The sequence below is a fragment of the Methylobacterium sp. OAE515 genome, assembly GCF_041806315.1.
Lineage (GTDB): Bacteria > Pseudomonadota > Alphaproteobacteria > Rhizobiales > Beijerinckiaceae > Methylobacterium > Methylobacterium tardum.
Genome location: NZ_JBGMUV010000001.1, coordinates 2,449,558 through 2,474,074, shown reverse-complemented (window position 1 = coordinate 2,474,074; position 24,517 = coordinate 2,449,558). Strand labels below are relative to the sequence as shown.

The 24,517-nt window shown below is 70.1% G+C and carries 27 protein-coding genes; 20 read left to right on the top strand and 7 right to left on the bottom strand.

The features are described from left to right. Nucleotides 1–36: 36 nt before the first annotated feature. The 5 genes from ABIE45_RS12065 (at nucleotide 37) to obgE (ending at nucleotide 3,202) form a co-directional block, all read left to right on the top strand. Nucleotides 37–441 (top strand): hypothetical protein, encoded by a 405-nt coding sequence (locus ABIE45_RS12065; RefSeq protein WP_192706931.1) that lies wholly within the window; start codon nucleotides 37–39, stop codon nucleotides 439–441. A gap of 189 nt (nucleotides 442–630) precedes the next feature. Beyond that, nucleotides 631–945, top strand: a complete 315-nt coding sequence (rplU, locus tag ABIE45_RS12060; protein WP_192706930.1) for a 50S ribosomal protein L21 — start codon at nucleotides 631–633, stop codon at nucleotides 943–945. An 88-nt stretch (nucleotides 946–1,033) separates the two neighbouring features. Continuing rightward, nucleotides 1,034–1,300 (top strand): 50S ribosomal protein L27, encoded by a 267-nt coding sequence (gene rpmA, locus ABIE45_RS12055; RefSeq protein WP_091781540.1) that lies wholly within the window; start codon nucleotides 1,034–1,036, stop codon nucleotides 1,298–1,300. A gap of 185 nt (nucleotides 1,301–1,485) precedes the next feature. Beyond that, nucleotides 1,486–2,082 (top strand): GNAT family N-acetyltransferase, encoded by a 597-nt coding sequence (locus ABIE45_RS12050; protein ID WP_192706929.1) that lies wholly within the window; start codon nucleotides 1,486–1,488, stop codon nucleotides 2,080–2,082. A 91-nt stretch (nucleotides 2,083–2,173) separates the two neighbouring features. Next, complete coding sequence (gene obgE, locus ABIE45_RS12045) at nucleotides 2,174–3,202, top strand: GTPase ObgE (RefSeq protein ID WP_192706928.1); 1,029 nt, start codon at nucleotides 2,174–2,176, stop codon at nucleotides 3,200–3,202. 84 nt (nucleotides 3,203–3,286) lie between these two features. Here the strand turns inward: obgE and ABIE45_RS12040 are convergent, their stop codons facing one another. After that, nucleotides 3,287–4,477 carry a cupin domain-containing protein gene (locus ABIE45_RS12040; RefSeq protein WP_192706927.1) on the bottom strand — a complete coding sequence of 397 codons (1,191 nt, stop codon included), beginning with the start codon at nucleotides 4,475–4,477 and terminating at the stop codon, nucleotides 3,287–3,289. A gap of 297 nt (nucleotides 4,478–4,774) precedes the next feature. On the opposite strand from ABIE45_RS12040, the gene proB reads away from it, so the two are divergent. From proB to ABIE45_RS11990, 10 genes are all read left to right on the top strand, one after another. Next, complete coding sequence (gene proB / locus ABIE45_RS12035) at nucleotides 4,775–5,890, top strand: glutamate 5-kinase (RefSeq protein ID WP_192706926.1); 1,116 nt, start codon at nucleotides 4,775–4,777, stop codon at nucleotides 5,888–5,890. A 159-nt stretch (nucleotides 5,891–6,049) separates the two neighbouring features. Continuing rightward, nucleotides 6,050–7,348 carry a glutamate-5-semialdehyde dehydrogenase gene (locus ABIE45_RS12030; protein ID WP_192706925.1) on the top strand — a complete coding sequence of 433 codons (1,299 nt, stop codon included), beginning with the start codon at nucleotides 6,050–6,052 and terminating at the stop codon, nucleotides 7,346–7,348. Nucleotides 7,349–7,367: 19 nt separating this feature from the next. Further along, the gene (locus ABIE45_RS12025) at nucleotides 7,368–8,042 is read left to right on the top strand and encodes a nicotinate-nucleotide adenylyltransferase (RefSeq protein WP_192706924.1); all 675 of its coding nucleotides are present in this window, start codon (nucleotides 7,368–7,370) and stop codon (nucleotides 8,040–8,042) included. Between the two features lie 9 nt (nucleotides 8,043–8,051). After that, on the top strand, nucleotides 8,052–8,489 hold the full coding sequence (gene rsfS / locus ABIE45_RS12020; protein ID WP_192706923.1) for a ribosome silencing factor: 438 nt from the start codon (nucleotides 8,052–8,054) through the stop codon (nucleotides 8,487–8,489). Nucleotides 8,490–8,502: 13 nt separating this feature from the next. Next, the gene (gene rlmH / locus ABIE45_RS12015) at nucleotides 8,503–8,997 is read left to right on the top strand and encodes a 23S rRNA (pseudouridine(1915)-N(3))-methyltransferase RlmH (protein WP_192706922.1); all 495 of its coding nucleotides are present in this window, start codon (nucleotides 8,503–8,505) and stop codon (nucleotides 8,995–8,997) included. Between the two features lie 111 nt (nucleotides 8,998–9,108). Continuing rightward, on the top strand, nucleotides 9,109–10,386 hold the full coding sequence (locus ABIE45_RS12010; RefSeq protein ID WP_373622871.1) for a murein hydrolase activator EnvC: 1,278 nt from the start codon (nucleotides 9,109–9,111) through the stop codon (nucleotides 10,384–10,386). Further along, nucleotides 10,386–11,726, top strand: a complete 1,341-nt coding sequence (locus ABIE45_RS12005; protein WP_192706921.1) for a S41 family peptidase — start codon at nucleotides 10,386–10,388, stop codon at nucleotides 11,724–11,726. Before ABIE45_RS12010 ends, ABIE45_RS12005 begins: the two co-directional genes overlap by 1 nt. Nucleotides 11,727–11,896: 170 nt before the next feature. Continuing rightward, a complete protein-coding gene (locus ABIE45_RS12000; protein ID WP_192706920.1) occupies nucleotides 11,897–13,129 on the top strand; it encodes a divergent polysaccharide deacetylase family protein in 1,233 nt (410 codons plus the stop codon). Nucleotides 13,130–13,224: 95 nt separating this feature from the next. Further along, entirely contained in the window at nucleotides 13,225–13,779 is a 555-nt protein-coding gene (locus ABIE45_RS11995) for an RNA pyrophosphohydrolase (protein WP_192706919.1), read from the top strand. A gap of 24 nt (nucleotides 13,780–13,803) precedes the next feature. Then, entirely contained in the window at nucleotides 13,804–14,436 is a 633-nt protein-coding gene (locus tag ABIE45_RS11990; protein ID WP_192706918.1) for a DUF2939 domain-containing protein, read from the top strand. Nucleotides 14,437–14,452: 16 nt separating this feature from the next. Here the strand turns inward: ABIE45_RS11990 and ABIE45_RS11985 are convergent, their stop codons facing one another. Both ABIE45_RS11985 and ABIE45_RS11980 read right to left on the bottom strand, forming a co-directional pair. Continuing rightward, the gene (locus tag ABIE45_RS11985) at nucleotides 14,453–14,815 is read right to left on the bottom strand and encodes a photosystem reaction center subunit H (protein WP_192706917.1); all 363 of its coding nucleotides are present in this window, start codon (nucleotides 14,813–14,815) and stop codon (nucleotides 14,453–14,455) included. A gap of 24 nt (nucleotides 14,816–14,839) precedes the next feature. Then, on the bottom strand, nucleotides 14,840–15,271 hold the full coding sequence (locus ABIE45_RS11980; protein ID WP_192706916.1) for a response regulator: 432 nt from the start codon (nucleotides 15,269–15,271) through the stop codon (nucleotides 14,840–14,842). A gap of 207 nt (nucleotides 15,272–15,478) precedes the next feature. Here ABIE45_RS11980 and ABIE45_RS11975 point away from each other — a divergent pair, with 207 nt between their 5' ends. The 4 genes from ABIE45_RS11975 (at nucleotide 15,479) to ABIE45_RS11960 (ending at nucleotide 19,113) form a co-directional block, all read left to right on the top strand. Further along, nucleotides 15,479–16,153, top strand: coding sequence for a YoaK family protein (locus ABIE45_RS11975; protein WP_192706915.1), 675 nt, complete (start codon nucleotides 15,479–15,481; stop codon nucleotides 16,151–16,153). After that, nucleotides 16,150–17,163: a WD40 repeat domain-containing protein gene (locus tag ABIE45_RS11970; RefSeq protein ID WP_192706914.1), complete on the top strand. Its 1,014-nt coding sequence runs from the start codon at nucleotides 16,150–16,152 to the stop codon at nucleotides 17,161–17,163. Before ABIE45_RS11975 ends, ABIE45_RS11970 begins: the two co-directional genes overlap by 4 nt. A gap of 70 nt (nucleotides 17,164–17,233) precedes the next feature. Next, nucleotides 17,234–17,758, top strand: a complete 525-nt coding sequence (locus tag ABIE45_RS11965) for a DUF2937 family protein (protein ID WP_192706913.1) — start codon at nucleotides 17,234–17,236, stop codon at nucleotides 17,756–17,758. A gap of 116 nt (nucleotides 17,759–17,874) precedes the next feature. After that, nucleotides 17,875–19,113, top strand: a complete 1,239-nt coding sequence (locus ABIE45_RS11960; RefSeq protein WP_192706912.1) for a peptide ABC transporter permease — start codon at nucleotides 17,875–17,877, stop codon at nucleotides 19,111–19,113. Between the two features lie 4 nt (nucleotides 19,114–19,117). Here ABIE45_RS11960 and ABIE45_RS11955 read toward each other — a convergent pair whose 3' ends face one another. Both ABIE45_RS11955 and ABIE45_RS11950 read right to left on the bottom strand, forming a co-directional pair. After that, nucleotides 19,118–20,137, bottom strand: a complete 1,020-nt coding sequence (locus tag ABIE45_RS11955; protein WP_192706911.1) for an alpha/beta hydrolase — start codon at nucleotides 20,135–20,137, stop codon at nucleotides 19,118–19,120. Nucleotides 20,138–20,239: 102 nt separating this feature from the next. Further along, nucleotides 20,240–21,598, bottom strand: a complete 1,359-nt coding sequence (locus ABIE45_RS11950) for an RsmB/NOP family class I SAM-dependent RNA methyltransferase (RefSeq protein WP_373622869.1) — start codon at nucleotides 21,596–21,598, stop codon at nucleotides 20,240–20,242. 153 nt (nucleotides 21,599–21,751) lie between these two features. On the opposite strand from ABIE45_RS11950, the gene ABIE45_RS11945 reads away from it, so the two are divergent. Continuing rightward, nucleotides 21,752–21,925, top strand: coding sequence for a hypothetical protein (locus ABIE45_RS11945; protein WP_192706910.1), 174 nt, complete (start codon nucleotides 21,752–21,754; stop codon nucleotides 21,923–21,925). A 21-nt stretch (nucleotides 21,926–21,946) separates the two neighbouring features. Here the strand turns inward: ABIE45_RS11945 and panE are convergent, their stop codons facing one another. Next, nucleotides 21,947–22,891 carry a 2-dehydropantoate 2-reductase gene (gene panE, locus ABIE45_RS11940; protein ID WP_192706909.1) on the bottom strand — a complete coding sequence of 315 codons (945 nt, stop codon included), beginning with the start codon at nucleotides 22,889–22,891 and terminating at the stop codon, nucleotides 21,947–21,949. A gap of 7 nt (nucleotides 22,892–22,898) precedes the next feature. Continuing rightward, nucleotides 22,899–24,392, bottom strand: a complete 1,494-nt coding sequence (gene guaB / locus ABIE45_RS11935; RefSeq protein WP_192706908.1) for an IMP dehydrogenase — start codon at nucleotides 24,390–24,392, stop codon at nucleotides 22,899–22,901. Between the last annotated feature and the right edge of the window lie 125 nt (nucleotides 24,393–24,517).

The following is a 24,517-nucleotide window of genomic DNA, read 5'->3' as shown; positions in this document are numbered from 1 at the left end:
AGCCGCGCGTGTCGGTGGCATCAGGAGATCCGAGCGGTGCGGGGTACGAGACTCTTCGGCGTCATCCTGACTCTCACGCTCGTCGGCCCGGCCAGCGCACAGGTGCCGGCACCGCCGCCGGCTGTTCCCAGCGCGCCGGCCAGCCCGCTCTCGCCCCTCGACAATTACGCCGCCGCGGCCTCAACCACGATCATCGCCGAGCAGGCCTGTCCGGGCGTTCAGGTCAGGGCCGGGCAGCTCACGACCCTGCGCCTCGCGGCCCGGGTCAATCCCGGTCAGGAGGCTGTGCTGGAGGAGAAGCTGCGCACGCGGGCCTCGCAGGTTCGGCAGCAGCTCGCGGCCGATGGCCGGGAGGCGTGGTGCGCCGAGGCTCTGGCCGCCTTCGGCCCGCAGGGGACCATCGCCAAAGGCGTCCTGGCCACCGGCGCACCGATCCGCTGATCCGTGCTGCGAGCCGGCCGTGAGGATTGACACGACGCCGCAGCGCCCGTAGTGACCCCCTATGGCGCGCGGCCTCTCCTGAGGTCCGCGCGTTTCGCGTTGTCCGGGCTCAAGCCCGCGCAATGACTTCAAACAAGAAGCCGGTCCAGGGGCAGCCCCCCGGAGGCCGTTCGAGAACACGAGAGAACGATGTTCGCAGTCATCAAGACGGGCGGTAAGCAGTACCGCGTCGCCGCTAACGACACCATCACCATCGCGTCGCTCACCGGCGAAGCCGGCGAGGCCGTGACCTTCGGCGAGGTCCTTCTGTTCGCTGACGGCGCCGGCGCGACCCAGGTCGGCGCCCCGACCCTGTCGGGCATCAGCGTCACGGGCGAGATCGTGCGCCATGGTCGCGACAAGAAGGTCATCGCCTTCAAGAAGCGCCGCCGGCAGAACTCGCGCCGCAAGCGCGGTCACCGGCAGGACCACACGGTGGTGCGCATCACCGGCATCTCGGCCTGAGGCACGGCGCAAGCGCTGGGCGCGTCACGGTCCCTGAGGACCCGATCCGCGACCGCATCCAAGCAGATCAGAATTCGGAGCTCATCCCATGGCACACAAAAAGGCTGGCGGCTCGTCCCGCAACGGTCGCGACTCGGAAGGCCGGCGCCTCGGCGTCAAGAAGTTCGGCTCGGAAGCCGTGATTCCGGGCAACATCATCGTGCGCCAGCGCGGCACCAAATGGCATCCCGGCGCCAATGTCGGCATGGGCAAGGACCACACGCTCTTCGCGCTGGTACCGGGCCATGTCCGCTTCGAGACGCGCCGCGGGCGCGCCTTCGTAGCCGTAGCACCGCTGGCCGAGGCCGCGGAATAACAGGCGGGCGCCCGAGAGGCGAAGCTGGCGTCCCGCCCGGTGTCCCACACCGGACCGGAGACGTCGTTGCCGAGCCCCTGACGGGCCGGATCGGACGGAACACCGGGGAGGATGGGACGCCATCCTCCCCTTCGTCGTCTTGAGGCGGTGCCCCGGAGCCGGGTGCGCTGCCCAGCGAGGGCACGATGTTCCCCGATCTGACCCGTGATGACGTCTTCCGGATCGAGACGCGCCGGCTGTGGCTGCGCTGGCCGGCCGCCAAGGACCGCGACGCGATCCTGAAGCTGGCCGGGGATCCGGCCGTGTCGGAGATGCTGGCGCGGGTCCCACACCCGCTGCCGGCACCCGTGGTGGATGCCTTCCTGCTGCAGACGCGCTCGGAGAACGCGGCCGGGTCGGCGCTGACTCTCGCCCTCGCGCGGCGCGCGGCCCCTGCGGCTGCGATCGGCGTCGTCAGCATCGAGGTCGGGCCTGATCGGGTGCCGGAACTCGGCTACTGGCTCGGAAAGCCGTATTGGGGCGCCGGCCTGATGCGCGAAGCGGTGTCGAGCCTGTGCCACGCCTTCTTCGCCTATGCCGGAGGAACCGAGCTCGCGGCTTCGGCGCGCAGCGTCAACCCGGCGTCCCGGCGCGTCCTGGAGTCATGCGGCTTCCAGCATGTCGGCACCGGCCTGCGGCCGTTTCCGGCTCGGGGCGCGGATCTGCCGGTCGATCGCTTCCGCCTCGACAGGCGGCGGTGGCAGACGCTGGTATCCGAGCCCGCGATGACGGAGGCTGCCTGAGGGCAGCCCCGCGGAGCCGGCGATGGCCGGCGACCGCTGACGAGGATGATGGTGCGGGTCTGGGATCCGCACCCGATTAGGGAATCGAGCCGTGAAGTTCCTCGACGAAGCCAAGGTCTATGTCCGCTCCGGGGACGGCGGTCCCGGCTGCGTCTCGTTCCGGCGGGAGAAGTTCATCGAGTTCGGCGGCCCGAACGGCGGCGATGGCGGCCGCGGCGGCGACGTCTGGGTCGAGTGCGTCGAGGGGCTCAACACCCTGATCGACTATCGATACCAGCAGCACTTCAAGGCCAAGAAGGGCGAGCACGGCATGGGCTCGAACTGCCACGGCGCGAACGGGACTGACGCCGTTCTGAAGGTCCCAGCCGGCACGCAGATCTTCGCCGAGGACGGCGAGACGCTGCTCGCCGATCTGACCGAGGTCGGCCAGAAGATCCGCCTCGCCAAGGGCGGCAACGGCGGCTTCGGTAACGCCTACTTCACCACCTCCACCAACCGCGCCCCGAAGCACGCCAATCCCGGTCAGGAAGGCCAGGAGATGTGGATCTGGCTGCGGCTGAAGCTGATCGCCGATGCCGGCCTCGTCGGCCTGCCGAACGCCGGCAAGTCGACGTTCCTCGCCAGCGTCACAGCGGCCAAGCCGAAGATCGCCGACTACCCGTTCACCACCCTGCATCCCGGCCTGGGCGTCGTCCGCTCGGACGGGCGCGAGTTCGTTCTCGCCGACATCCCGGGCCTGATCGAGGGCGCGCATGAGGGCGTCGGGCTCGGCGACAGGTTCCTGGCTCATGTGGAGCGCTGCCGCGTGCTGCTGCACCTCGTGGACGGCACGAGCGAGCATGCCGGCAAGACCTACAAGCTGGTGCGCGGCGAGATCGAGGCCTACGGCAACGGCCTTGCCGAGAAGCCCGAGGTCGTGGCGCTCTCCAAGGCCGACGCCCTCGATGCCGAGACCCTGAAGAGCCAGGTGGCCAAGCTGAAGCGCGCGGCCGGCCGCGCTCCGCTGGTCCTGTCCTCGGCGAGCCGGAAGGGCGTGCCGGAGGCGCTGCGAGCGCTTCAGGCCGAGATCGACGCCAGCGCGGAGGCGGATCGGGAACCTGAGGCTGCCTGGCAGCCGTGAGAGGTCGAAGGCTCTGGTAGCGTGAAGGCGCCGGCAGGGCCGCTCGCTGCGAGCCCTGCCGGCGATCCGTTTCTGTGCGTGCGATCAGCCCTGCTTCAGCTTGGCGATCGTCTCGGCCGGCACGCCGGCAAAGTTGTTCGACACGAGATAGTTCGGGCTGGCCTTGATCCAGGCATCGAGGTCGATCTCCTCGAACTTGCCGTTGTCCCAGGTCTGGATGATCTCCAGGTCTTCGTCGCCGACATTCTTGATCGCGTGACCGAAGCCCTGGGGGATGTAGGCCACGTCGCCAGGATTGAACTCCGCGACCTTGCCGCGACCGCCCGAGCCGAACAAAGCCACCTGGCCCTTACCCTTCAGGTAGAAGTGCCACTCGTTGGCGTTCACGTTCCAGTGGAACTTGCGCATCTGGCCGGGCCGGATGGTCATGACGCCGCCCGACATCGACTTGGAGACCGGCCACTCGTCCACGGTGGCGAGGCGGAAGGTGCCGCCGTCGAACTCGCGCACAGCGCGCGGGTCCTTGAGGAGCCGGAACTTGTGCGTCGATTCCTTCGGCCAGGGCGCATCGAGCGCCTGGGAGAGCGGGATCACCGGACCGGCCTGGATATAGGCCTCGCCCTTCGGGAAGGCATTGAGCGCCTCCTTCGGCAGCCCGAAATCGGCTGCCAGCATGTCCTTCGGGGACACGTCCACCCAGTCGGTGATCGAGAAGGTGCCGTGCTCCGAGAAGGCGCCGTTGTCGAACGACAGGATGAAGTGGCACGGCTTGTCACCGATCGTCTGGATCGAGTGGCCGTGGCCCTTCGGGAAGAACCAGAGGTCGCCCGGCTCGTAATTGTTGATCTCGCTCGCCCCCGACGGGTCGAGAACCACGGTCTGGCAGCGACCGTCGATCACATAGGCCCACTCGGCCGCGATCGCGTGCCAGTGCAGCTCGCGCGAAGCGCCAGGGTCGAGGAACATGTGCACACCCGCGATCCCCTTGCTGATGGGGAACTGATGGACCGTGGCCTCCTTGGCCCAGCCGCCGGACGTGATCTTCGGCACGTTGCCGTCGAGCGAGAAGTGGAAGTCGGGCATGGCGCCGACATCCTTGGGATCGTGATAGGCAACCTGAGCGCCCGGGGGGAGCTGCTGAACGTCGCGGCCGAAGCCGCCGGCGCCCGGCGCGCCGTGGTCGGTAGCCGCCGCAGCGGCCTGCTGGGTGAGAGCGACGAGACCGCCGGCGCCGAGCGCGGCGGTCCCGAGAAACGCGCGTCGATTCGCGTCCATCGTATCTGTGTCCTGTCTGTCGTGAGGCCGGGCGACCCTGCGCCCGCTACGGCGCGCCACCCGTAGGGCCCGGCGCGCTGTCGCGCTGCAATATCGACATTTGGCATGCCAAATACTCACGAGGTCGTGAGGGATGATGACGCTTCTAAAAACGTGTCAGGCGTGACGGTCGACCGGAAGCGGCGAATGTTGACAGGGCTCGGCAAGGCGGCCCCGAGGCTGCACTGCGCCCCGGTGGCTGTTCAACAGCCCGGTCTTCGTCCAAACCGCGTCGGTCCAGCCGCCGCTACAAGAATCATGATCCCTGCCCTCGAAGATTTCCGCCGCATCGTCATCAAGGTCGGCTCGGCGCTTCTGGTCGATCGCGGCGCCGGCCGCCTGCGGCATGCCTGGCTTGCGGCCTTGGCCGAGGACATCGCGGAACTGCACGCCCGCGGGGTCGATGTGCTCGTCGTATCCTCGGGCAGCATCGCGCTCGGGCGGACGGTGCTCGGTCTGCCGGCCGGCGCCCTGCGGCTCGAGGAGAGCCAGGGGGCTGCCTCCGTAGGTCAGATCACCCTCGCGCGGCACTGGGCCGAGGCGCTGGGCCACCACGGCATCGTCGCCGGGCAGATCCTGGTGACGCCCCAGGATACCGAGGAGCGCCGCCGCTACTTGAACGCCCGGGCGACGGTGCTGAAGCTTTTGGAAATGCGCGCGGTGCCTGTGGTCAACGAGAACGACACGGTGGCGACCTCCGAGATCCGCTACGGCGATAACGATCGGCTCGCCGCTCGGGTCGCCACCATGATCGACGCCGACGTGCTGGTCCTGTTCTCGGATATCGACGGCCTCTACACGGCGCCGCCGAAGAGCGATCCAGACGCGCGCCACCTGCCGGTGGTGGAGCGCATCACCCCCGAGATCGAGGCGATGGCGGGGGGCCCGGCCTCGGAACTGTCGCGGGGCGGGATGCGCACCAAGGTCGAGGCGGCCAAGATTGCCGCGTCCGGCGGCACGCATCTGGTCATCGCCGACGGGCGGGGGAAGAACCCGTTGAAGGCGATGCGGGACGGGGCTCGCTGCACGTGGTTCCTGTCGGGCTCCACGCCGACCGCCGCACGCAAGACCTGGATCGCCGGTTCGCTGGAGCCGCGCGGGACGCTGATCATCGATCCCGGTGCGGTCAAAGCCCTGCGCGGTGGCGCCAGCCTGCTCCCCGTCGGCGTGCGCGCGATCGAGGGCAGCTTCTCTCGCGGCGACGCCGTGGTGATCCGTGATCCGGAGGGCCGCGTGCTCGGCCGAGGTCTTGTGGCCTACGACAGTGCCGAGGCCGGATTGATCATTGGACACCCGAGCGCCCGTATTCCGGACGTGCTCAATTATCCAGGCCGTGCCTGGATGGTGCACCGCGATGACTTGGCATTGTTCTAGTTAATTCAGTTCGCTCGCAATCTGCTTAATCTTTCCGGGATCGATTATTGAGCCGAAGGGCAAGCAAGCGCTCTTGTATGTGCGGCGTCCGGTGTGCAAATACCGTCCCTCAACCCCGTTCGGCCAGATGAGCGGCCGTCGCGTAGCGAGGACGCCGAAGTGCCCGTCCTGAACCTGAGATCGGATTTCGCCGAGGCTGACGCGCTTCCGGAGCAGATGGCCGCCATCGGCCGTCGCGCTCGGGCCGCGGCACGGCGGATGGCGCTGGCTTCGGCCCGGACCAAGGATCTCGCCTTGAAGGCGATCGCGGAGCGCCTGCGGGCGAGCCGGGACGAGATCCTGAACGAAAATGCCCGCGATGTCGCGGCGGCCCGCAATGCCGGCCAGAGCGCCGCGCTGATCGATCGGCTGACCCTCGATCCCGGCCGCCTCTCCGCCATGGCGGATGCCGTGGAGAAGGTCGGATCGCTGGCCGATCCGGTGGGGCGCCAGCTCGCCGCGATCGAGCGGCCGAACGGCCTGCTGATCGAGCGCATCGCGGTGCCGCTCGGCGTCGTCGGCGTGATCTTCGAGAGCCGCCCGAACGTCACCGCGGATGCCGGCGCCCTATGCCTCAAGGCCGGCAACGCGGCGATCCTCCGGGCCGGGTCCGATTCTCATCGGACAGCCATGGCAATCGCCCGGGCGATGAGCCGCGGTCTGGCCGATGCCGGTCTGCCGGAGGACGCGATCCAGCTCGTGCCGACCCGCGATCGGGCCGCCGTCGGCCTGATGCTGGCCGGCCTCGACGGCTGCGTCGACGTGATTGTGCCCCGGGGCGGCCGCGGCCTCGTCGAGCGCGTTCAGGCCGAGGCTCGGGTGCCGGTCTTCGCGCATCTCGACGGTATCAACCACGTCTACGTCGCCGCCGCGGCGGACCTCGACATGGCCCGGACCGTCCTGCTGAACAGCAAGATGCGGCGGACCAGCGTCTGTGGCGCCGCCGAGACGCTGCTGGTCGATCGCGCCTGCGCGGCGACGCATCTCGCGCCCCTCGTCACCGCGCTGGTCGATGCCGGCTGCGCCGTCCGGGGCGATGCCGAGACCCAGGCGATCGACCCGCGCGTGACTGCCGCCTCCGAGGAGGATTGGCACACCGAATATCTCGACGCGATCATCGCGGTCCGCGTTATGGACGGGATCGATGCGGCCATCGAGCACATCGAGACCTACGGCTCGCACCACACCGACGCGATCATCACGCAGGATGATGCCGAGGCGACGCGCTTCCTTGCGGAGGTGGATTCCGCGATCGTGACCCACAACGCCTCGACGCAATTCGCCGACGGCGGCGAGTTCGGATTCGGGGCCGAGATCGGCATCGCCACCGGGCGCATGCATGCGCGCGGGCCGGTCGGAGTCGAGCAGCTGACCACCTTCAAGTATCGCGTCCACGGCAGCGGTCAGATTCGCCCGTGAGGCCAGCACCAGGCCCGGCGTGCGGCTGAACCTGCCGCCGAGCGCGCCCGGGATGCGGATCGGCCTTTACGGCGGATCCTTCAACCCGGCCCATGCCGGCCATCGCCACGTCACCCTGATGGCCCTGCGCCGGCTCGGGCTGGACCGGGTCTGGTGGCTCGTGAGCCCAGGCAACCCGCTCAAGAGTCGGAACGCTCTGCCGCCTGTCGAGGAGCGGTGTCGCCAAGCCGAGCGGATCGCCCGGCATCCGCGCATCGCCGTGACCGGCGTCGAGGCGGCGCTCGGCGTCCGCTTTACCGTGCAGACCCTGCGCGTTCTCACCCGCCGATGTCCCGGCGTGCATTTCGTCTGGATCATGGGGGCTGATTCGCTCGGGACGTTTCACCGCTGGAAGGGCTTCGCCGAGATCGCGCATCGCGTGCCGATCGCCGTCATCGACCGGCCCGGCTGGACCCTGACCCCGCTGAGCGCGCGGGCCGCGCGGCGCTTGGCGGGAACGCGTCTGCCGGAGGCGGCCGCGCCGACGCTCGCACTGCGGCCGCCCCCCGCCTGGGTCTTCCTGCACGGTCCCCGATCGCATCTCTCCTCGACCGCCATCCGCAACGGAATGCAGGGAAGTCGTGAGCGACAGGTCGCGGCGCAGTTGCAATCGGCGCCCGAAGCCGCCAATTTCATACCATCCCACGAGGCATGATGCGGTCGCGTGGCATCACGAGGAACTAGGACTCTGCCCGAGACCATCCGCACGGAGACGATCCGCACCCCCGTCCAGACACCGGAGGAATCCGGTCAGGCGCGCTCGGACGATTTGAAGGCTCTCGCCCTCGGATGCCTCGACGAGATGAAGGCCGAGGAGACGATCGCGATCGATCTGGCCGGCAAGACATCGCTCGCCGACACGATGATCATCGCGTCGGGACGTTCGCAGCGCCATGTCGGCTCGATCGCCGACAAGATCATCCAGGAGATGAAGAACCGCGGCTTCGGGAATGCCCGGGTCGAAGGTCTGCCGGCCTGCGACTGGGTCCTGATCGATGCCGGCGACGTGCTGGTTCACATCTTCCGCCCCGAGGTGCGCGGCTTCTACAATCTTGAGAAGATGTGGGGCGCGGACCGTCCGGTCGGGCTCGCGGCCGGCTAGGCGTCTCACCCGCTTGCGCCTGCTCCTCGCAGCGGTCGGGCGGCTGAAGGCCGGCCCGGAGCGCGAACTCGCGTCACGATACCGCGACCGGGCCGCTCAGTTGGGCCGCGGGCTCGGCTTCCCGTCCTGCGACAGCATCGAGATCCCGGAATCCCGCGCACGGAGGGCCGTCGATCGTTGTAGCGAGGAAGCTGTGGCGCTCGCCACTCTGCTGCCCTCCGGCGGCGTCCTCGTCGCGTACGACGAACGTGGTCGGGCCGATCTGCCGAGCGAGGCTCTCGCGCAGCGCGTCGCCGCGTGGCGCGATGTCGGTCGAACGGCGCTGGTCGTGGCGATCGGCGGGCCCGATGGTCTGGACGCCTCAATTCGGACGAAGGCGGAGCTGATCCTGTCGTTCGGGGCTGCAACTCTGCCCCACGGACTCGTGCGCGTGCTGGCTCTGGAACAGATCTATCGCAGCCTGACCATCCTGGCCGGCCACCCGTATCACCGGGGCGAAGCAGGCTGATTCGACGTGGCGACCGCAGACGCAGGCCCGACTGGTCACGCCAATCAAGTTCGCGCGTTCCGGAGGGTCCTCACAGGGCTCCTGGCTGTGTCGGCGTTCGTGTCGCTCGCCATGCCGGTCTGGGCGGAAACGCCGCCGCCGAAGGACGCGGAGGCGATCCAGCGCGCGGACGAGGAGCGTGCCCGCCGGGCCGAGAACCTGAAGCGAGTGCAGGACGCGCTCGCCGCCAGCGCCGGCCAGCGGACGCAGTTCGAATCCGAGATCGCCGCGATCGGTTCCGACCGCGCCAAGCTGGACGCCGCCCTCCTCGATTCCGGACGACAGGCGCAAGCCACCGAGGAGCGGCTGAGCCGCCTCGAGGAGCGCCTGAAGGCGATGAGCGAGAGCGAAGCCGCCATCCGGCATTCGCTCCAGGCCCGGCGCGGCATCGTGGCCGAGATCCTGGCCGCGCTGCAGCGGATGGGACGCAGGCCTCCGCCCGCGGTGCTGGTCAGCCCGGAGGACATGCTGGCGGCAATTCGGACGTCGATGCTGCTCGGCGCGGTGGTCCCGGAACTGCGCGGGGAGGTCGATACCCTGGCGGCCGATCTCGCGGAGATGATCCGCCTGCGCGGCCTGATCGCGCAGGACAAGGAAGGCCTCAGCAACGACCTTGCGGGCTGGGCGCGTGAGCAGCAGCGGCTTCAGGCGCTGGTCGCAGCCCGGCGCGCCCGCCAAGCCGAGATCGAGAGCGGCCTCACCGCGGAGCGGCGCCGCGCCGCAGAGCTCGGCGTCCAGGCCAAGAACCTGAAGGATCTGCTGGACAGGACCGAGGCGGAAGTCGTAGCGGCGAAACGGTCGGCCGAGGAGGCGAAGGCCGCGGCCGAGCGCGAGATCCGGGTGACGCAGGAGCGATTTGCCGCGGCGGGCTTCCGGGATCCCGCCCGTCTGGCACCCAAGATGCATTTCGCCGACGCGCGGGGCGAAGTGCCGCGGCCGGTGAGCGGACGCATGGCCCGGGGCTTCAACCAGCCCGACGGCAACGGGGGCAGCACCCGCGGCGTGTCCTTCGCGACGCGCCCGAAGGCGGTAGTGTCCTCGCCGGCGGATGGGTGGGTGCAGTTCGCCGGCCCTTTTCGGTCCTATGGCCAACTCTTGATCATCAACGCGGGCGACGGCTACTATCTTTTGCTCGCGGGGATGGATCAGATCAGCGTCGAGGTCGGCCAGTTCGTGCTCGCGGGCGAACCGGTCGGCAACATGGGCGAGAAGGGTGCGGGCCCTGGCGGGTCCGACGGCGATCGCACCCTGTACGTCGAGTTCAAGAAGGACGGCGGCTCCATCGATCCGGAGCCGTGGTGGGCGAAGAGCCCCAACAATACGGTACTTGGCGAGAAGGTTCGCGGCTGATGCGCAAGACATCCCTGATCATGCTGGGCGCCTTCCTGGGTGCCGGCACCTCCATGGTGGCCACCCAGACCGACTTCCTGTCGGGTCCGCGGGCCGTGGCCGCCTCGGCCGAGACCTATCGTCAACTCAGCCTGTTCGGCGACGTGTTCGAGAAGGTCCGCACCGACTACGTCGAGAAGCCCGACGAGTCGAAGATGATCGAGGCCGCGGTCAACGGCATGCTGACCTCGCTCGATCCGCATTCGAGCTACATGGACGCCAAGGCGTTCCGCGACATGCAGACCACCACCCGCGGCGAATTCGGCGGGCTCGGCATCGAGGTCACGATGGAGGACGGCCTGATCAAGGTCGTCACCCCGATCGACGACACCCCCGCCGCCAAGGCCGGCCTGCTCGCCAACGACGTCATTACGCAGATCGACGACGATCAGGTCCAGGGCCTCACCCTGAACCAGGCCGTCGACAAGATGCGCGGCCCGGTGAACTCGAGCGTCAAGCTCAAGATCTCCCGCAAGGAGTCGAAGGAGCCGATCGACGTCACGCTCACCCGCGACGTGATCAAGATCAAGCCGGTGCGCTCGAAGGTCGAGGGCGGCGACGTCGCCTACATCCGTCTCACCCAGTTCAACGAGCAGACCTTCGACGGCATGCGCGCCGCCATCGACAAGCTCACGAGCGATATCGGTGCCGACAAGATCAAGGGCTACGTCATCGACCTGCGCAATAACCCGGGCGGCCTGCTCGATCAGGCCGTAATGGTCTCGGACGCGTTCCTGGATCGCGGCGAGATCGTGTCGACCCGCGGCCGCAACCCGGATGAGACGCAGCGCTTCTCGGCCAAGTCCGGCGACCTGACCAAGGGCAAGCCGGTGGTGGTGCTGGTCAACGGCGGCTCGGCCTCCGCGTCCGAGATCGTCGCCGGCGCCCTCCAAGATCACAAGCGCGCGACCATCATGGGCACGCGGTCCTTCGGCAAGGGCTCGGTGCAGTCGATCATCCCGCTCGGCGGTTCCGGCGCGCTGCGGCTCACGACGGCGCGCTACTACACGCCGTCGGGCCGCTCGATCCAGGCGAAGGGCATTGAGCCCGACGTCGAGGTGCTGCAGGACGTTCCCGACGAACTGAAGGGCAAGGACGAGACCAAGGGTGAGGCTGGCCTCAAGGGGCACCTCAAGCAGAAGGATACCGACGAGCGCGGCGGTTCGTCCGCCTACGTGCCGCCGGATCCGGCCAAGGACAAGCAACTGATCTCGGCTGTGGACTTCCTGCACGGGATCCAGAAAGGCGCGGCCAACGGCACGCCGGCGGCGCAGCAGCAGAAGCCGAGCCTGCCGAACTGATCCTGTCTCAGACACAGGACGACCAGCGGTCCCGTCCGGCACACCAGCCGGGCGGGATTTTTGTTTTCCGGAGCTGGCATTAGCGGAACGTTAACCATGCCGGACGGGAATGGAGCGGGATCCGCGCCGCGCTCGCCGGCGCATGGACCGCGATCCCGCAAGAGATCCGCTTGACCGAGTCCACCGACGATATCCTCACGCGGCCCCTCGGGCTGCCGGAGGCGCCGGAGCCACCCGCCGGCCGGTTCGAGCGCCTCGTCGCGGTGCTGCGCCGGCCCATGGTTGCGGGCAGCGCGATCGCGATCGCCCTCGCCGGTTCGGCCGGCCTCGTCCTGCTGCTCGGCGATCCCCAGGGCGGCGAGCCGCGCGTCGAGGCGAAGATCACCCTCCGCGAACCCTCGATTCGGCCCGCTGCTCCGATTCCGACCGCCGTCGATCCGCAGGCTACAGCGCCAGCGCCCGCGGCGTCCCGGCTCCAGCGGAGCGCCGAGGAGCTGGAAACCGCGTCCGGCGTCACGGTCGTGCGTCCGGCCGGCTCCGGGCCCACCGATGCGGTGCTGATCCGGATCCCGCCGCCAACCGCGCCGCGGCTCGCCCCTGCGCCGGATCCGCGGATCAGCGAGACGGGACGCCACGGCCTTTTGCCGAAGCTCGGCGAGGGCCGCGTCCGCGCGCTCGACGTCTACGCCCGGGCCGAGGAGCCCGGCACCGGCCCGCGCATCGCCGTCGTGGTGACGGGCCTCGGCGTCGGTCAGGCCGCCACGGCGGGCGCGACGGCGCGTCTGCCGGCGGCCGTCAGCCTCGCCTTCCTGCCCTACGGCGGAGAGGCCGAGCGCGCCGCGGCCCGGGCCCGCGATGCCGGCCATGAGGTCTTCCTCCAGCTGCCCATGGAGCCGTTCGACTACCCCGACAGCGATCCCGGCCCGCAGACCCTTCTGACCGCACTCAAGGGACCGGAAAACGCCGAGCGCCTCGCCTGGGCGCTGGCGCGGTTTCCCGGCTACGTCGGGGTGGCGAACTTCATGGGCTCCAAGCTGATGGCGGACGCCGCCTTCGAGCCCGTTCTCCGCGAGATCGGCGCCCGCGGTCTCGGCTTCCTCGATGACGGGACCGGGCCGAAGCCGGTCAACCTGCCCGCCAACAAGAGCCGGACGCCGATCGCTCGTGCCGAGATCGTCCTCGATGCCACGCCGCGCGCCGAAGCCATCGATGCGGCCCTGGCCCAGGCCGAGGCGCGAGCGCGCGCCGACGGATTCGTCCTCGTCTCGACGAGCGGATCCGTCCTCAGCGTCGACCGGATTGTCCGCTGGGCCAAGGATCTCGATGCGCGCGGTCTTCGCCTCGTGCCGGCCAGCGTGGCGCTGCGCGGCGCCCGCGACAAGCGCGTCTCTACGGCTGATTGAGTGATCAGTCGGTTTTATAGCGGGCAAGTCGATCCGGGGGCCATGCCGGGATCTCGTTCGGCGATCGCCGTTGCCGCGCCGGATACGGCTGACCTATGGTCCTGGCGATGATGACGGATTCGGACCCGGGCGACGCCCTGCCCTACCGGCCCTGCGTGGGCATCGCGCTGATTGCGCCTTCGGGCGGCGTCTTCGTCGGGCGCCGGAGCAAAGATGCCGGACCCGAGCATGTGGCCGGCCCGCATATGTGGCAGATGCCGCAAGGCGGCATCGATCCGGGCGAGGATCCGGAAGTCGCGGCCCGTCGCGAGCTGTTCGAGGAGACCAATGTTCCGCCGGAAGCGGTCAAGCTGCTCGCGGAGATCCCGGATTGGCTCGCCTATGACCTGCCGCCCGCCGTCAGGAAGCAGGCCTGGAAGGGTTGCTATCGCGGGCAGTCTCAGAAGTGGTTCGCCTACGGCCTCCTCGGCAGCGAGGATCTGATCGACGTGCAGCGTCCGGGCGGCGGCGCCCACAAGCCGGAATTCGACGCGTGGCGCTGGGCGCGGATATCCGAGCTCCCCGACTTGATCGTGCCGTTCAAGCGACCCGTCTACGAGAGCGTGGCCGCGGCATTCTCCGGCCTCGAATCATGGGCGAGCCGGCCATGACGCCGCCTCCGGGAATTTGAGGCGGTGCGCTGGCTGGCGATCCCGCTCGGCATTGCCCTCGCGTGGCTCGCCTTCACGATGAGTCCGCTCTGGTCGCTCTACGATCTTGCCCAGGCGGTCCGGCGGCACGACACCGTCTATGTCGAGAACCACGTGAACTTCCGGACGCTCCGGCTGTCCCTGGTGCGCCAGATCACGGCCGCCATGCGGAGCGCTTCGGAGACCGATCCGGATCTGGAACCTCGTGACCGCCAGCGCCTCAACGATGCCGCCTACGGGCTTGCGCTGGCCCTGTCCGAGACGATGGTCACGCCTGAGACCGTCATCGATCTGCTGGCGAACGGCTGGCCGGACAAGCTCGACGTGGAGCGTCCGGCCGGCACGCGACCGGAGGGCCTCGCGATCCGCAGTGTCGGGCGGCTGATGCCGTATTATGCGGCGCTGGAGATGCGGGGCTTTCGCGCCGTCGTCATCCCGATTCCCCCCGACGCGCCCCGCACGGAGCGGACCCGGATACGCCTGCGCCTGCGCGGTCTCGCCTGGCGATTGGTCGACATCGAGATGGCCGACATGCTGCGCGAACAGATTGCCGCGAAGCTCGGTCGGGCGCTGGCGCGCGCCAAGATCGGAGCCAGCGTGGGAGAGGAGCGTCAGTGACCTGCGGGCGCCGGCGTCACTTCGCCTTGGTGCCGGACGCGTCCTTGGGCTCCCGCGCCTCGACCAGGCCCTCGGCCTTGTCCTCGTCGGTGTCGCCGCCCTGCTCGATGGTCTTGCCCGGATTGGCCAGCAACGACTTCGCGATCCCGAGCAGGACCTCGCATTCTCCGGGAAACTTGTACGTCTCGAGAACGATGGCGGCGTCGCGCAACGTGCGCAGGTCCCGCACCGTCTGAGCGTTGGCGTCCGCGCGCAGCTCGCTCTTGGCGGCGATCGCTTCCTCGATCTGCGCACCTTTCACATCGCAGGCAGCCCGCGCCGGCAGAGCGGCGGCCGCAAGGGCGAGAGAGAGGCCGGTCGCTTTTAGGGAGCGCCACATGGCGGTGATCCTCGAAGATCCAGTTCAGGCGTGGTGAAGGTGCGCGACGCGCAGGATGTCGTGGGTGAGTCCCACAAGCTGGCTGGGGCGGTAGGGCTTCGGCAGAAACACCGCATCCGTGACGGCCTCGCCGGCGGGCAGGCAGGCTCGGCCGCCCGAGGTGTAGACCACCGGAAGATCCGGGCAGAGGCTGCGCGCCCGGCGCGCGAGCGACAGGCCGTTCGTATTGCGGGCGAGGTCGATATCGGTGAAGAGCATGTCGATGCTCTCTCGGGCAAGGATCGCCTCGGCTTCCCAAGCATCCGCGGCGGTGATCACCCGATACCCCTCGTCGATGAGCACTTCGGCGGCCAGCTCGCACACGGTCGGCTCGTCTTCGACAACCAGGATCGTGGCGGCGGCCGAGTCCAGCACAGGCATGGACGGGCAGACGAAAGCGGCGGCGAACGGAACCATGACGCAACTCCCACTCACCCGGCGGGGGCACGGTGTCCCCGGACCGGATCGCAGGGGCAACGGTCCCCTCCGACGGGGTGTTCACCCTGTTACGATCAAATTGCTTCGGTTTGGTGAGCGGTGCGTTAACCCCGCCCCGGCACTCCTCAACGAAGCGGCCGGAATGGTTAACGACTGGTTACCGAGACGCGACCACGGAGCCGAAGCGTGAGCCGGTCCTGGCAGCTGGGCATCGGCCTCCTGCTGACCGGGCTTGCCGGATATGTCGACGCCCTCGGTTTCGTGCGCCTCGGCGGCCTCTACACCTCGTTCATGAGCGGCAACACCACGCAGCTCGCCGTCTTCGGCGCGGCGGCCGAGCTTCACCGGATGGTGCTGCCCGCGACACTGCTCCTCGCCTTCCTCACCGGATCCGTCCTGGGCAGCGGATTGGCGATCCTGGTGCCCTCGCGATGGACGACGCCGATCGTGCTCGCCTACGAGTCGCTGCTGATCCTCGGCGGCCTTGGGCTGGGGCTCGAATCGCCTGAGCTCGGCCTCGCGGCGTTCTTCGTCGCCGTGGCGATGGGCTCGCAGAACGCGGTCCTTGCGCAGGTGAAGGGCTTCCGCGCCGGCACGACCTTCGTCACGGGCGCGCTGTTCAGCCTGGGCCAGAAGATCGCCCAGGCGTTGACCCGCACCGGTGATCCCCTGGGCTGGGTCGGCGACGGGCTGGTCTGGCTGTCTCTGCTGTTCGGCGCGTATCTCGGGGCGCACGCCTACGGGATCTTCAGCCTCTACGCCCTGATCGCACCGGCCGCGATCTCGGGCGGTCTCGCGCTGATTACCGCCATTCTCGTCTTGCGCGCCGGTTCGCCCGCCACGAAAGTTCCTTCGCTATGAGCAGCTCCGTCAGCAATCCCTCCCTCACCGAGCACGTCACCGCCCTCGAAGCCGGCGCTCACGTCGTCGCCGCGCAGTTCCTGAAGGACATCCCGGCCCTGGCGCTCAGCGATGGCACGGTCGCCCTGTTCCGCGGCGACGCCGCCACGCGTGTTGCCGCTCATCCCGAGAGCGGGATCCTCGTTGCGGCCAGCGGCGGCGACCGCTTGGTGACCGGTGGCGACGACGGTCGCGTGGTCGCGATCCGGGCCGACGGGGCGATGGACCAGCTCGGCCTCGCCAAGGGCGGCGCCTGGATCGACGCGCTCGCAGTCCATCCGGACGGCGCGGTGGCGTGGTCGGCCGGCCGCGCCGTCGTGGCGCGCGACGCCAAGGGCCGAGAGCGCAGCTTCGAGGCGCCCTCGACGGCCCGCGGCCTCGTCTTCGCGCCCAAGGGCTACCGGCTCGGGGTCGCCCACTACAACGGCGTCAGCCTCTGGTACCCGAACCTCGAGACCCCCGCCGAGGTGATCAGCTGGAAGGGCTCGCATATCGACGTGACGTGGTCGCAGGACGGCCGCTTCGTGGTCTCGACCATGCAGGAGAACGCCCTCCACGGCTGGCGTCTTCAGCCGGATCGCGGCCACATGCGGATGTCGGGCTATCCCGGCAAGGTCCGCTCGATGTCGTGGTCGTCGGACGGGCACTGGCTTGCGACCAGCGGCGCCGAGGCGGCGATCGTCTGGCCGTTCGACTCGAAGGAGGGCCCAACCGGAAAGGCCCCGCGGGAATGCGGCGTCCGGCCGGCGCGGGTCACCCGGGTCGCCTTCCACCCGAAGGCGCCGGTCCTGGCGATGGGCTACGAGGACGGCTGCATCCTGCTGGTACGCTTCACCGATGCCGCCGAACTTCTTGTGCGTCCCGCGGTGCCGGGCAGCGGCGTGACGGCTTTGGCCTGGGACAGCCGCGGCAGCCGGCTGCTCTTCGGCTGCGGCGACGGCAAGGCGGGGCTGCTGACCCTGCCGGGCTGAGCCGCTGCTGGAACCGGGACCGCCGGCATGCTCTTTGTCGGTGACCGATTCACCCCGCCGGAGTTTCGCCGTGTTCCGCGTCATCCGCACCTTCGGCCTTGCCCTGGGCCTGCTTGGCGGCGTGGTCGCGGCGCAGGCGCCCGAATTCGCGCAGCAATACGCGCAACGTCTCGGCGGTGCCGCCGATGAGCTGCGCCGGCAGGTGGCCGTGCTGGAATCCGACGCGCAGGCGTCCGGCACGACCCGCGACGGCGCCGTCGACCGGCTTCGGTCGAATCCCGACCAGCTCGTCGCGCGACGCGGCGAGGCAGCGCGCGACGACATCGCCCGGCTGGCCCGGCTCAGCGCCCAACAAGAGGCCCTGGCCACGGCGAGCAGCCCGCTTGGCCGTGTCGTGGCCATGCTGCGCGATCCCGACCTTCCGGTCGCTCGAGCCGCCTACCATGATTTCAGCCCGGCCGTTCCCACCACCGCCGACGGCTTGGCGGCCGGGCTGATCGGGTTCTTCGCGGCCTGGGGCGGCTGGCGCGTCGTGTCGGATGTCGGCCGGCGGGTCGTGCGCCGTCGCCCGCGCACGGCCGCGACGGTCGCCTGAAGGCAGCGCGCAACCGGAAGTGCGCAGCGCAGTGTGGCGCAACGTCTACAGCGGCTTGCGCGAGCCTTGCGTATCGAGCAGGGATCCGACCGTCCCGGTCCGGGAAAAGGCACACGATGCCGCGCGCGTCGAAATCCACGACCATCGACCCGGCGCTCGACGCCGCCGCGCTGCTGCGGCGCATCGGCTTCTTCGGCCTGTTCGTCGTGCTCCCCGTCCTCGCGCAGGTAGCGCGGCGCGCCTCCGTGATCCTGGCACCGATCGCCGTGATCCTGCTGATCATCGCCAGCGTCATCGACAGGCGGCAGCGTCCGGTGCGGCCGGCCACCTCCCGCCTGCTGACTGCCCCGGCCTTCCTGGCCGGGATGCTGGTTGTGCTGTGGTCGACCCTGTCGCTGACCTGGACGCCGTTCCCCGGGGCTGCCCTCGAACGGCTGGCGAACCTCGCTGCCACGATTGGGCTGGCGCTGCTGGGCTACCTGGCGCTGCCCGACCGGATGCGCTCGGCGAACCTCTATCTGCTTCCACTCGGCGTCGTGGCAGGCGCCATCGTGGCGATCGTGCTCGGCGTCTTCGGGGCTCATATGGCGCCGTCCGGCACCGAGGATGACGGCGCCCTGGATCGCGGCCTCGTCCTGCTGATCCTCCTCGTCTGGCCGGCTCTGGCCTGGCTCCGGTCCAGGCGCCGCGACCGCGAGGCCCTCGGGCTCGCCCTCCTCGTCGCCCTCGCCCTCACGGTCCAGCCGGATGCGACCCAGATCGCCGCCCTCGCGGTCGGCGCCCTCGCCTTCGCAGTTACGAGCTACCGGCCGAAGCTCGGCGTCACCCTGACGGCGACCCTGTCGGCCCTGCTGCTGGCCGTGGCGCCGCTGCTGCCCTTCCTGGCGCGCCCGGTCGGCGCGACCATCCTGGGACCCCTCGCCCCGGCGGTGCTGTCGCTGAAGAGCTGGCAGAAGGTGGTGACCACCGACCCGGTGCGGCTGATCACCGGCCACGGTTTCGAGACGGCCCTGCGCGGGCGTCTGGTCGGGCTTCTGCCGCTGAATGCGCCGACCACGGCGCTGTTCGAGTTCTGGTACGAGCTCGGCATCGTCGGGGCGCTGGCGGCCGCCTTCGCGCTCTACGCCTCGATCCGGCGGGCGGGACGGGACGGGCCGGCCCTGGTCCCGGGCGCGATGGGCTGCTTCGCGGCCGCCTTCACGGTCGCGTGTCTCGGCGTCGGCCTGACGGCGATCTGGTGGCTCACGACGCTCGCCATCGCGATCGTCGTGTTCGTGTCGGTGGAGCGGGGCCAGTTCCGCACCAGCCGGCCGAAGGTCGCCAAGCTGCACCGCCTGAACACCAGCGAGAGCTGAGGGATCAGCTCCGCAGGAAGCCGTGCAGCCGGATCCAGGCCAGGAACAGGCCGGGCCAGGCAGCCACGGGCGTGCCGGGCGCGCCCAGACCAAACCCGTGGCCGCCTCGCTCGAACAGGTGGAGCTCGGCCGGAACCCGCGCCTTGCGCAGGGCGGAGAACATCAGCAGCGGGTGGTCGGCCACCGCCACGGGATCGTCGATCGCCTGCACCAGGAAGGTCGGCGGCGTCTCCGGCCCGACCTGCAGGTCGACCGAGTAGGTCTTCATCTCCAGGGGCGTGACCTCGTCGCCCACCAGGATTCGGCGGGTGTGGGTCCGGTCGAACGGCTTGCGCATGGTGATGACCGGGTAGATCAGCCCGGCAAGGGCCGGCCGCACCGGCTGGGAATCCACCGCGTCGACGCCCGGGTAGAGGTCGAGGGCGCTGCCCACCGCCGTCTCGCCCATCAGATGTCCGCCCGCCGAGAAGCCGAGGACGCCTACCCGCGCGGGGTCCACGCCGAGCTCCGTTCCGCGCGCCCGAACCAGCCGGAGGGCGCGCTGCGCGTCCTGCCGCGGGGCGTCCGGCCCCGCCCCCCAGCCCTCGGCGGGCAAACGATAGATCAGCAGGAAGACCGTGATGCCCGCCGCGTTGAGCACCCGACCGACCGGAACGCCCTCGTTGCCGAGCGCGATGAACTCGTATCCGCCCCCCGCCGCGACGATCACCGCCGCGCCGTTGGCATTGGCCGGCCGCATGACCAAGAGGCAGGGCCGGGCCACGCGGGTGATGTCGCCGAAGGTCCCCTCAACGTAGCGATACCCGTCGGCGTCGGGTCCGCTGCCGCCGCCCGGCGGAGCGCCGGGCCAGAGATCGATTACCTGCAGATCCGCTCCCGGCAGCGAGCGCGGCAGTGCGCGGATCGCCTCGTGCGGGGCCGCCTGGGGAGAGGCTTGCGACGTTCCCTCGCTCTCAGCCCGCGCGGAGCGCAGACCGAAGGCGCTCCCCAGTCCGGCGAGCAGCAGTCGGCGGTCGAGGCGCAAGGGCATCTCCGGGATGAGGCCGCATTCGAGGCCGCCCGTCGACGGACCCGGCTCACGCGGGAGCCCGGGTCCAACGTCGCGGTCCCGCCGCGGTTTCGCGCCTCAGCCCCGTCGGGCGATCACAGCCACGTAGAAACCGTCTGTGCCGGTGCGCAACGGGCTCATCTGCACGCCGTGCGCGGTGATGCGCACCGCGTCCCGCAGCGAGGCCGGTCCCGCAGCCAGCACATCCTCCGCTGGAACGACGTCGAAGCGACCGCGCCACTGGGAGATCAGGCCGGCCACTGCCGCGTCGTTCTCGGACGGGAGCAGCGAGCAGGTTATGTAAATGATCCGCCCTCCGGGCTTCACCAGCCGCGCCGCCCGGTCGAGGACCTGGGCCTGCTCGGCCGTCCGCAGCGCCAGGCTGCCGGGCCGCAGGCGCCACTTGGCGTCCGGGTTGCGGCGCCACGTGCCGGAGCCGGTGCAGGGCGCGTCGACCACGACCCGGTCGACGCGGCCATCCAGATCCTCCAGGACGTCGACGCGCGCCTTGCCGGTCCGCGGCGTGCGCACCTCGGCCACGGCGCCCGAGCGGCGGAGGCGTTCATGGATCGGCGCGAGGCGGCGCGGGTCGCCGTCGGTGGCGATGAGGCGCGCGCCGTTCCGGGTCTCGGCGGCAAGGGCCAGGGTCTTGCCGCCCCCGCCGGCGCAGAGGTCGACGATGGTCTCGCCGGGCCGCGGCGCGGCCAGGAGTGCGGCGAGCTGCGAGCCCTCATCCTGGATCTCGTACCAGCCGTCCAGGAACTCCGCCTCGACGTGGAGGGCAGGCCCGCGCCCATCCGCGCCGATCGGGATCCGCAGGCCCTGCGGCGCGCGGGGAGCCGGCGCCGCCTCGAAAGCCGCGAGGGCCGGCATCACGTCCTCGCGGCTGCCGCGCAGGGCGTTGACGCGGATATCCAGAGGTGCGCGCCGGGCCAGCGCCTTCAGCTCGGGAACGAGATCGTCACCGAGCGCGGCCGCCAGCTCCGGAAGCGCGAAGGCCGGCGCATCGCCCGCCACCTCGGGCGGCGCGTCCTGCAGCGTGCCGGTCTCCAGACGGACGCGCTCCACGTCGCTCAAGGGCTCCGGCGCGAAACGATCGCCCGAGAACAGGGACGCCACCGAGGCCGCGGCGAGCCCCTGCTGGAGCCGCAGCGCACCGATCAGGATGGCGCGCGGCGTGTCCGAGCCCATGATCCATGCGGCCGACGACCGGCGGCGGAGGGCGTCGTAGACCAAGCTCGCGATGCCGGCGCGGTCGCCCGATCCGGCGAAACGGTGCGCGAGGCCCCAATCCTTCAGCGCATCGGCGGCCGGCCGGCGGCGCTCGGCGATATCGGTGAGGACTTCGATGGCGGCGGAGCAGCGAGCGGCGGGGGTCAGGGTTCGGATCCTTTGGAATGCGTCAACGACAACGTAAAACGGCCACGCTTGGCACACGAAGCCGCCACGATACGGCCGAGCTTCCAGCACGTTCGCGGCTCAGACCGTCGGGCGGTTGGTCCATCGCGGCCCGCCGCGTGTCCTATGGCATCCGTCTGCGGCCGACCAGCGCGGACCGCCGCCGGTCGCCTCTCAGGAGTATCTCAGCCCATGACGAGCGTTGTTCGGGTCGCCTGCGCGGCCCTGGTCGCCGCTTCCCTCGCTGCCTGTGCGAGCGCACCCGCCGCCCAGCCGGACCTGACGCCGCCCCCGCGCCGGCCGGTCGATGCCAAGACCCAGCTGGAATACGGCAACCCGCCTCCGCCGCCGCCCGGCCGGTACTGAGCGATCGCCGCGGGGTGCGGCTCAGGCCGCTTCCCGCGCCCGGCGGGCCTCATAGGCCTTGAGGCCGGTATAGACCGCGGCCAGAACCGGGAACGACGCCTCCGGCGCCAGCCGCTGGCCACGGGCGATCAGATCGCCGATCACATGGTCCGCCTCGATCCGCCCCTTGTTCTCGATGTCGCGCAGCATTGAGGCCGTGAACGTCGACCCGACCGTGGTCAGCTGCGCTCGGGCCCTTTCCGCCACGACGGCCCGCGGCTCGAATCCGCTCGCGGCGGCCACGGCCGTGCATTCCGCGTGGAGCGCCGCGATGAACGCGGTCCCCTCGGGGGCCGCCACGATGTCGCCGACGGCGGCGCGCATCAGGGTCGTGGCGCCCGCAAGCGTCGCGAGGAAGACCCACTTCTCCCACATCTCGAGCAGGATCACGTCGCTGAGCCGGGATTGGAACTTCAGCCCGCGCATCAGGGCGTCGACCGCCTCGATCCGGCTTGAGCGCGATCCGTCCCGCTCGCCGTAGGTGATACTGCACAGCTCGCTCATATGCCGGATCGCGCCGTCCGGGGCGACAGTCGCGGCGATCGCGCAGGATCCGCCGAGCACCCGTGCAGCACCGAAGCGGGAATCGAGCGCGTCGAGATGCGACATGCCGTTCAACACCGGCAGGATCGCGGTCTCCGCTCCCACGGCGGGGGCGAGATCCGCGAGGGCGCTGTCGAGGTCGTAAGCCTTGCAGGACAAGAGGATCAGGTCGAAGCGCCCCGCCTCAGCCAGCCGGTCGGCCGTGACCGTCGGCGGGTTCGGCAGATGCAGGTCGCCCAGCGGGCTGCGGACGACGAGCCCGTCCGCCGCCAGCTTCGCCGCCCGCGCCGGCCGGACCAGGAAGGTCACGTCGGCACCCGACTCGGCGAGCCGGGCCCCGTAATAGCCGCCGGTCGCGCCGGCTCCGACGATCAGCGTGCGCATCGGTGCCTCAGGTCCGCGACGGGTAGTTCGGGCTCTCGCGGGTGATCGTCACGTCGTGGACGTGGCTCTCGCGCAGGCCGGCATTGGTGATGCGGATGAACCGCGCCCGCTCCTGGAACTCCGGGATCGTGGCGCCACCCACGTAGCCCATGGCGGCGCGCAGGCCGCCGGCGAGCTGGTGGAGGACGTTGCCGACCGGACCCTTGTAGGGCACCTGCCCCTCGATGCCCTCGGGCACGAGCTTGTGGGTGTCGTTCACCTCGGCCTGGAAGTAGCGGTCGGCCGAGCCGCGGGCCATCGCGCCCACCGAGCCCATGCCGCGGTACGACTTGTACGACCGGCCCTGGTAGAGGAACACCTCGCCGGGCGCCTCGTCGGTGCCGGCGAGCAGCGAGCCGAGCATCGCCACGGAAGCGCCCGCCGCGATCGCCTTGGCGAGGTCGCCCGAGTACTTGATGCCGCCGTCGGCGATCACCGGGATGTCGGCGTCGGACGCGGCCTCGACCGCTTCCATCAGGGCCGTCAGCTGCGGCACGCCGACGCCTGCGACGATGCGGGTCGTGCAGATCGAGCCCGGGCCGATGCCGACCTTGATGGCGTCGGCGCCGGCGTCGATCAGCGCCTGGGCGCCCTCGCGGGTGGCGACATTGCCGGCGACCACCTGCACGGCGTTGGAGAGCTGCTTCACCCGCGCGACGGCGTCGAGCACCTTGATCGAGTGGCCGTGGGCGGTGTCGACCACGATCACGTCGCAGCCGGCGTCGATCAGGCGCTCGGCCCGCTCAAAGCCGCTGTCGCCCGTCGTGGTGGCGGCGGCGACCCGCAGGCGGCCCTGCTCGTCCTTGACGGCGTTCGGGTAGGTGACCCGCTTCTCGATATCCTTGACGGTGATCAGGCCGATGCAGCGGTAATGATCGTCGACGACCAGCAGCTTCTCGATCCGGAACTGGTGGAGCAGGCGCTTGGCCTCGTCCTGCGTGACGCCCTCGCGGACCGTGATCAGGCGGTCCCGGGTCATCAGCTCGGCGACCGGCTGGGCCGAGTTGGTGGCGAAGCGGACGTCGCGGTTGGTCAGGATGCCGACGAGCTTGCCCCGCGAGCCGTTGGGCCCCCGCTCGACCACCGGGATCCCCGAGATCCGGTTGAGCTTCATCACCTCGAAGGCGTCGGCCAGCGTCTCGTCGGGGTGGATGGTGATGGGGTTCATCACCATGCCGGACTCGTATTTCTTGACGAGCCGGACCTGCTCGGCCTGCTCCGGCGGCTCTAGGTTGCGGTGGATCACGCCCATCCCGCCGGCGGCCGCCATGGCGATGGCCATCGGCGCCTCGGTGACCGTGTCCATCGCGGAGGCGAGGATCGGAAGGTTCAGGGGGATCGTGCGGGTGAGCCGGGAGGCCACGCTCACCTCGGTGGGCATCACCGAGGAGGCGGCGGGCCGCAGGAGCACGTCGTCGAAGGTCAGGCCCTCGATGATCGATGCGGTTTCTACTCGGGCCATGTGCCAACTTTCCTCGGACGGCGGCGCGTTGGGGGTCGCGCAGCGGGATCGGGTTGGCAAGTGCCAGTATCACGGGCCCCACGAAGGCGCCAATGCACGCTTGCCGCGTCGTCCTACGAAAACAC

Excerpts from the sequence above, each read along its gene's own strand:
- rplU (WP_192706930.1), top strand. The coding sequence starts at position 631 with ATGTTCGCAGTCATCAAGACGGGCGGTAAGCAGTACCGCGTCGCCGCT.
- rpmA (WP_091781540.1), top strand. The coding sequence starts at position 1,034 with ATGGCACACAAAAAGGCTGGCGGCTCGTCCCGCAACGGTCGCGACTCG.
- ABIE45_RS12050 (WP_192706929.1), top strand. The coding sequence starts at position 1,486 with ATGTTCCCCGATCTGACCCGTGATGACGTCTTCCGGATCGAGACGCGC.
- ABIE45_RS12040 (WP_192706927.1), bottom strand. The coding sequence starts at position 4,477 with ATGGACGCGAATCGACGCGCGTTTCTCGGGACCGCCGCGCTCGGCGCC.
- proB (WP_192706926.1), top strand. The coding sequence starts at position 4,775 with ATGATCCCTGCCCTCGAAGATTTCCGCCGCATCGTCATCAAGGTCGGC.
- ABIE45_RS12010 (WP_373622871.1), top strand. The coding sequence starts at position 9,109 with ATGCCGGTCTGGGCGGAAACGCCGCCGCCGAAGGACGCGGAGGCGATC.
- ABIE45_RS12005 (WP_192706921.1), top strand. The coding sequence starts at position 10,386 with ATGCGCAAGACATCCCTGATCATGCTGGGCGCCTTCCTGGGTGCCGGC.
- ABIE45_RS11995 (WP_192706919.1), top strand. The coding sequence starts at position 13,225 with ATGGTCCTGGCGATGATGACGGATTCGGACCCGGGCGACGCCCTGCCC.
- ABIE45_RS11985 (WP_192706917.1), bottom strand. The coding sequence starts at position 14,815 with ATGTGGCGCTCCCTAAAAGCGACCGGCCTCTCTCTCGCCCTTGCGGCC.
- ABIE45_RS11980 (WP_192706916.1), bottom strand. The coding sequence starts at position 15,271 with ATGGTTCCGTTCGCCGCCGCTTTCGTCTGCCCGTCCATGCCTGTGCTG.
- ABIE45_RS11970 (WP_192706914.1), top strand. The coding sequence starts at position 16,150 with ATGAGCAGCTCCGTCAGCAATCCCTCCCTCACCGAGCACGTCACCGCC.
- ABIE45_RS11960 (WP_192706912.1), top strand. The coding sequence starts at position 17,875 with ATGCCGCGCGCGTCGAAATCCACGACCATCGACCCGGCGCTCGACGCC.
- ABIE45_RS11945 (WP_192706910.1), top strand. The coding sequence starts at position 21,752 with ATGACGAGCGTTGTTCGGGTCGCCTGCGCGGCCCTGGTCGCCGCTTCC.
- panE (WP_192706909.1), bottom strand. The coding sequence starts at position 22,891 with ATGCGCACGCTGATCGTCGGAGCCGGCGCGACCGGCGGCTATTACGGG.
- guaB (WP_192706908.1), bottom strand. The coding sequence starts at position 24,392 with ATGGCCCGAGTAGAAACCGCATCGATCATCGAGGGCCTGACCTTCGAC.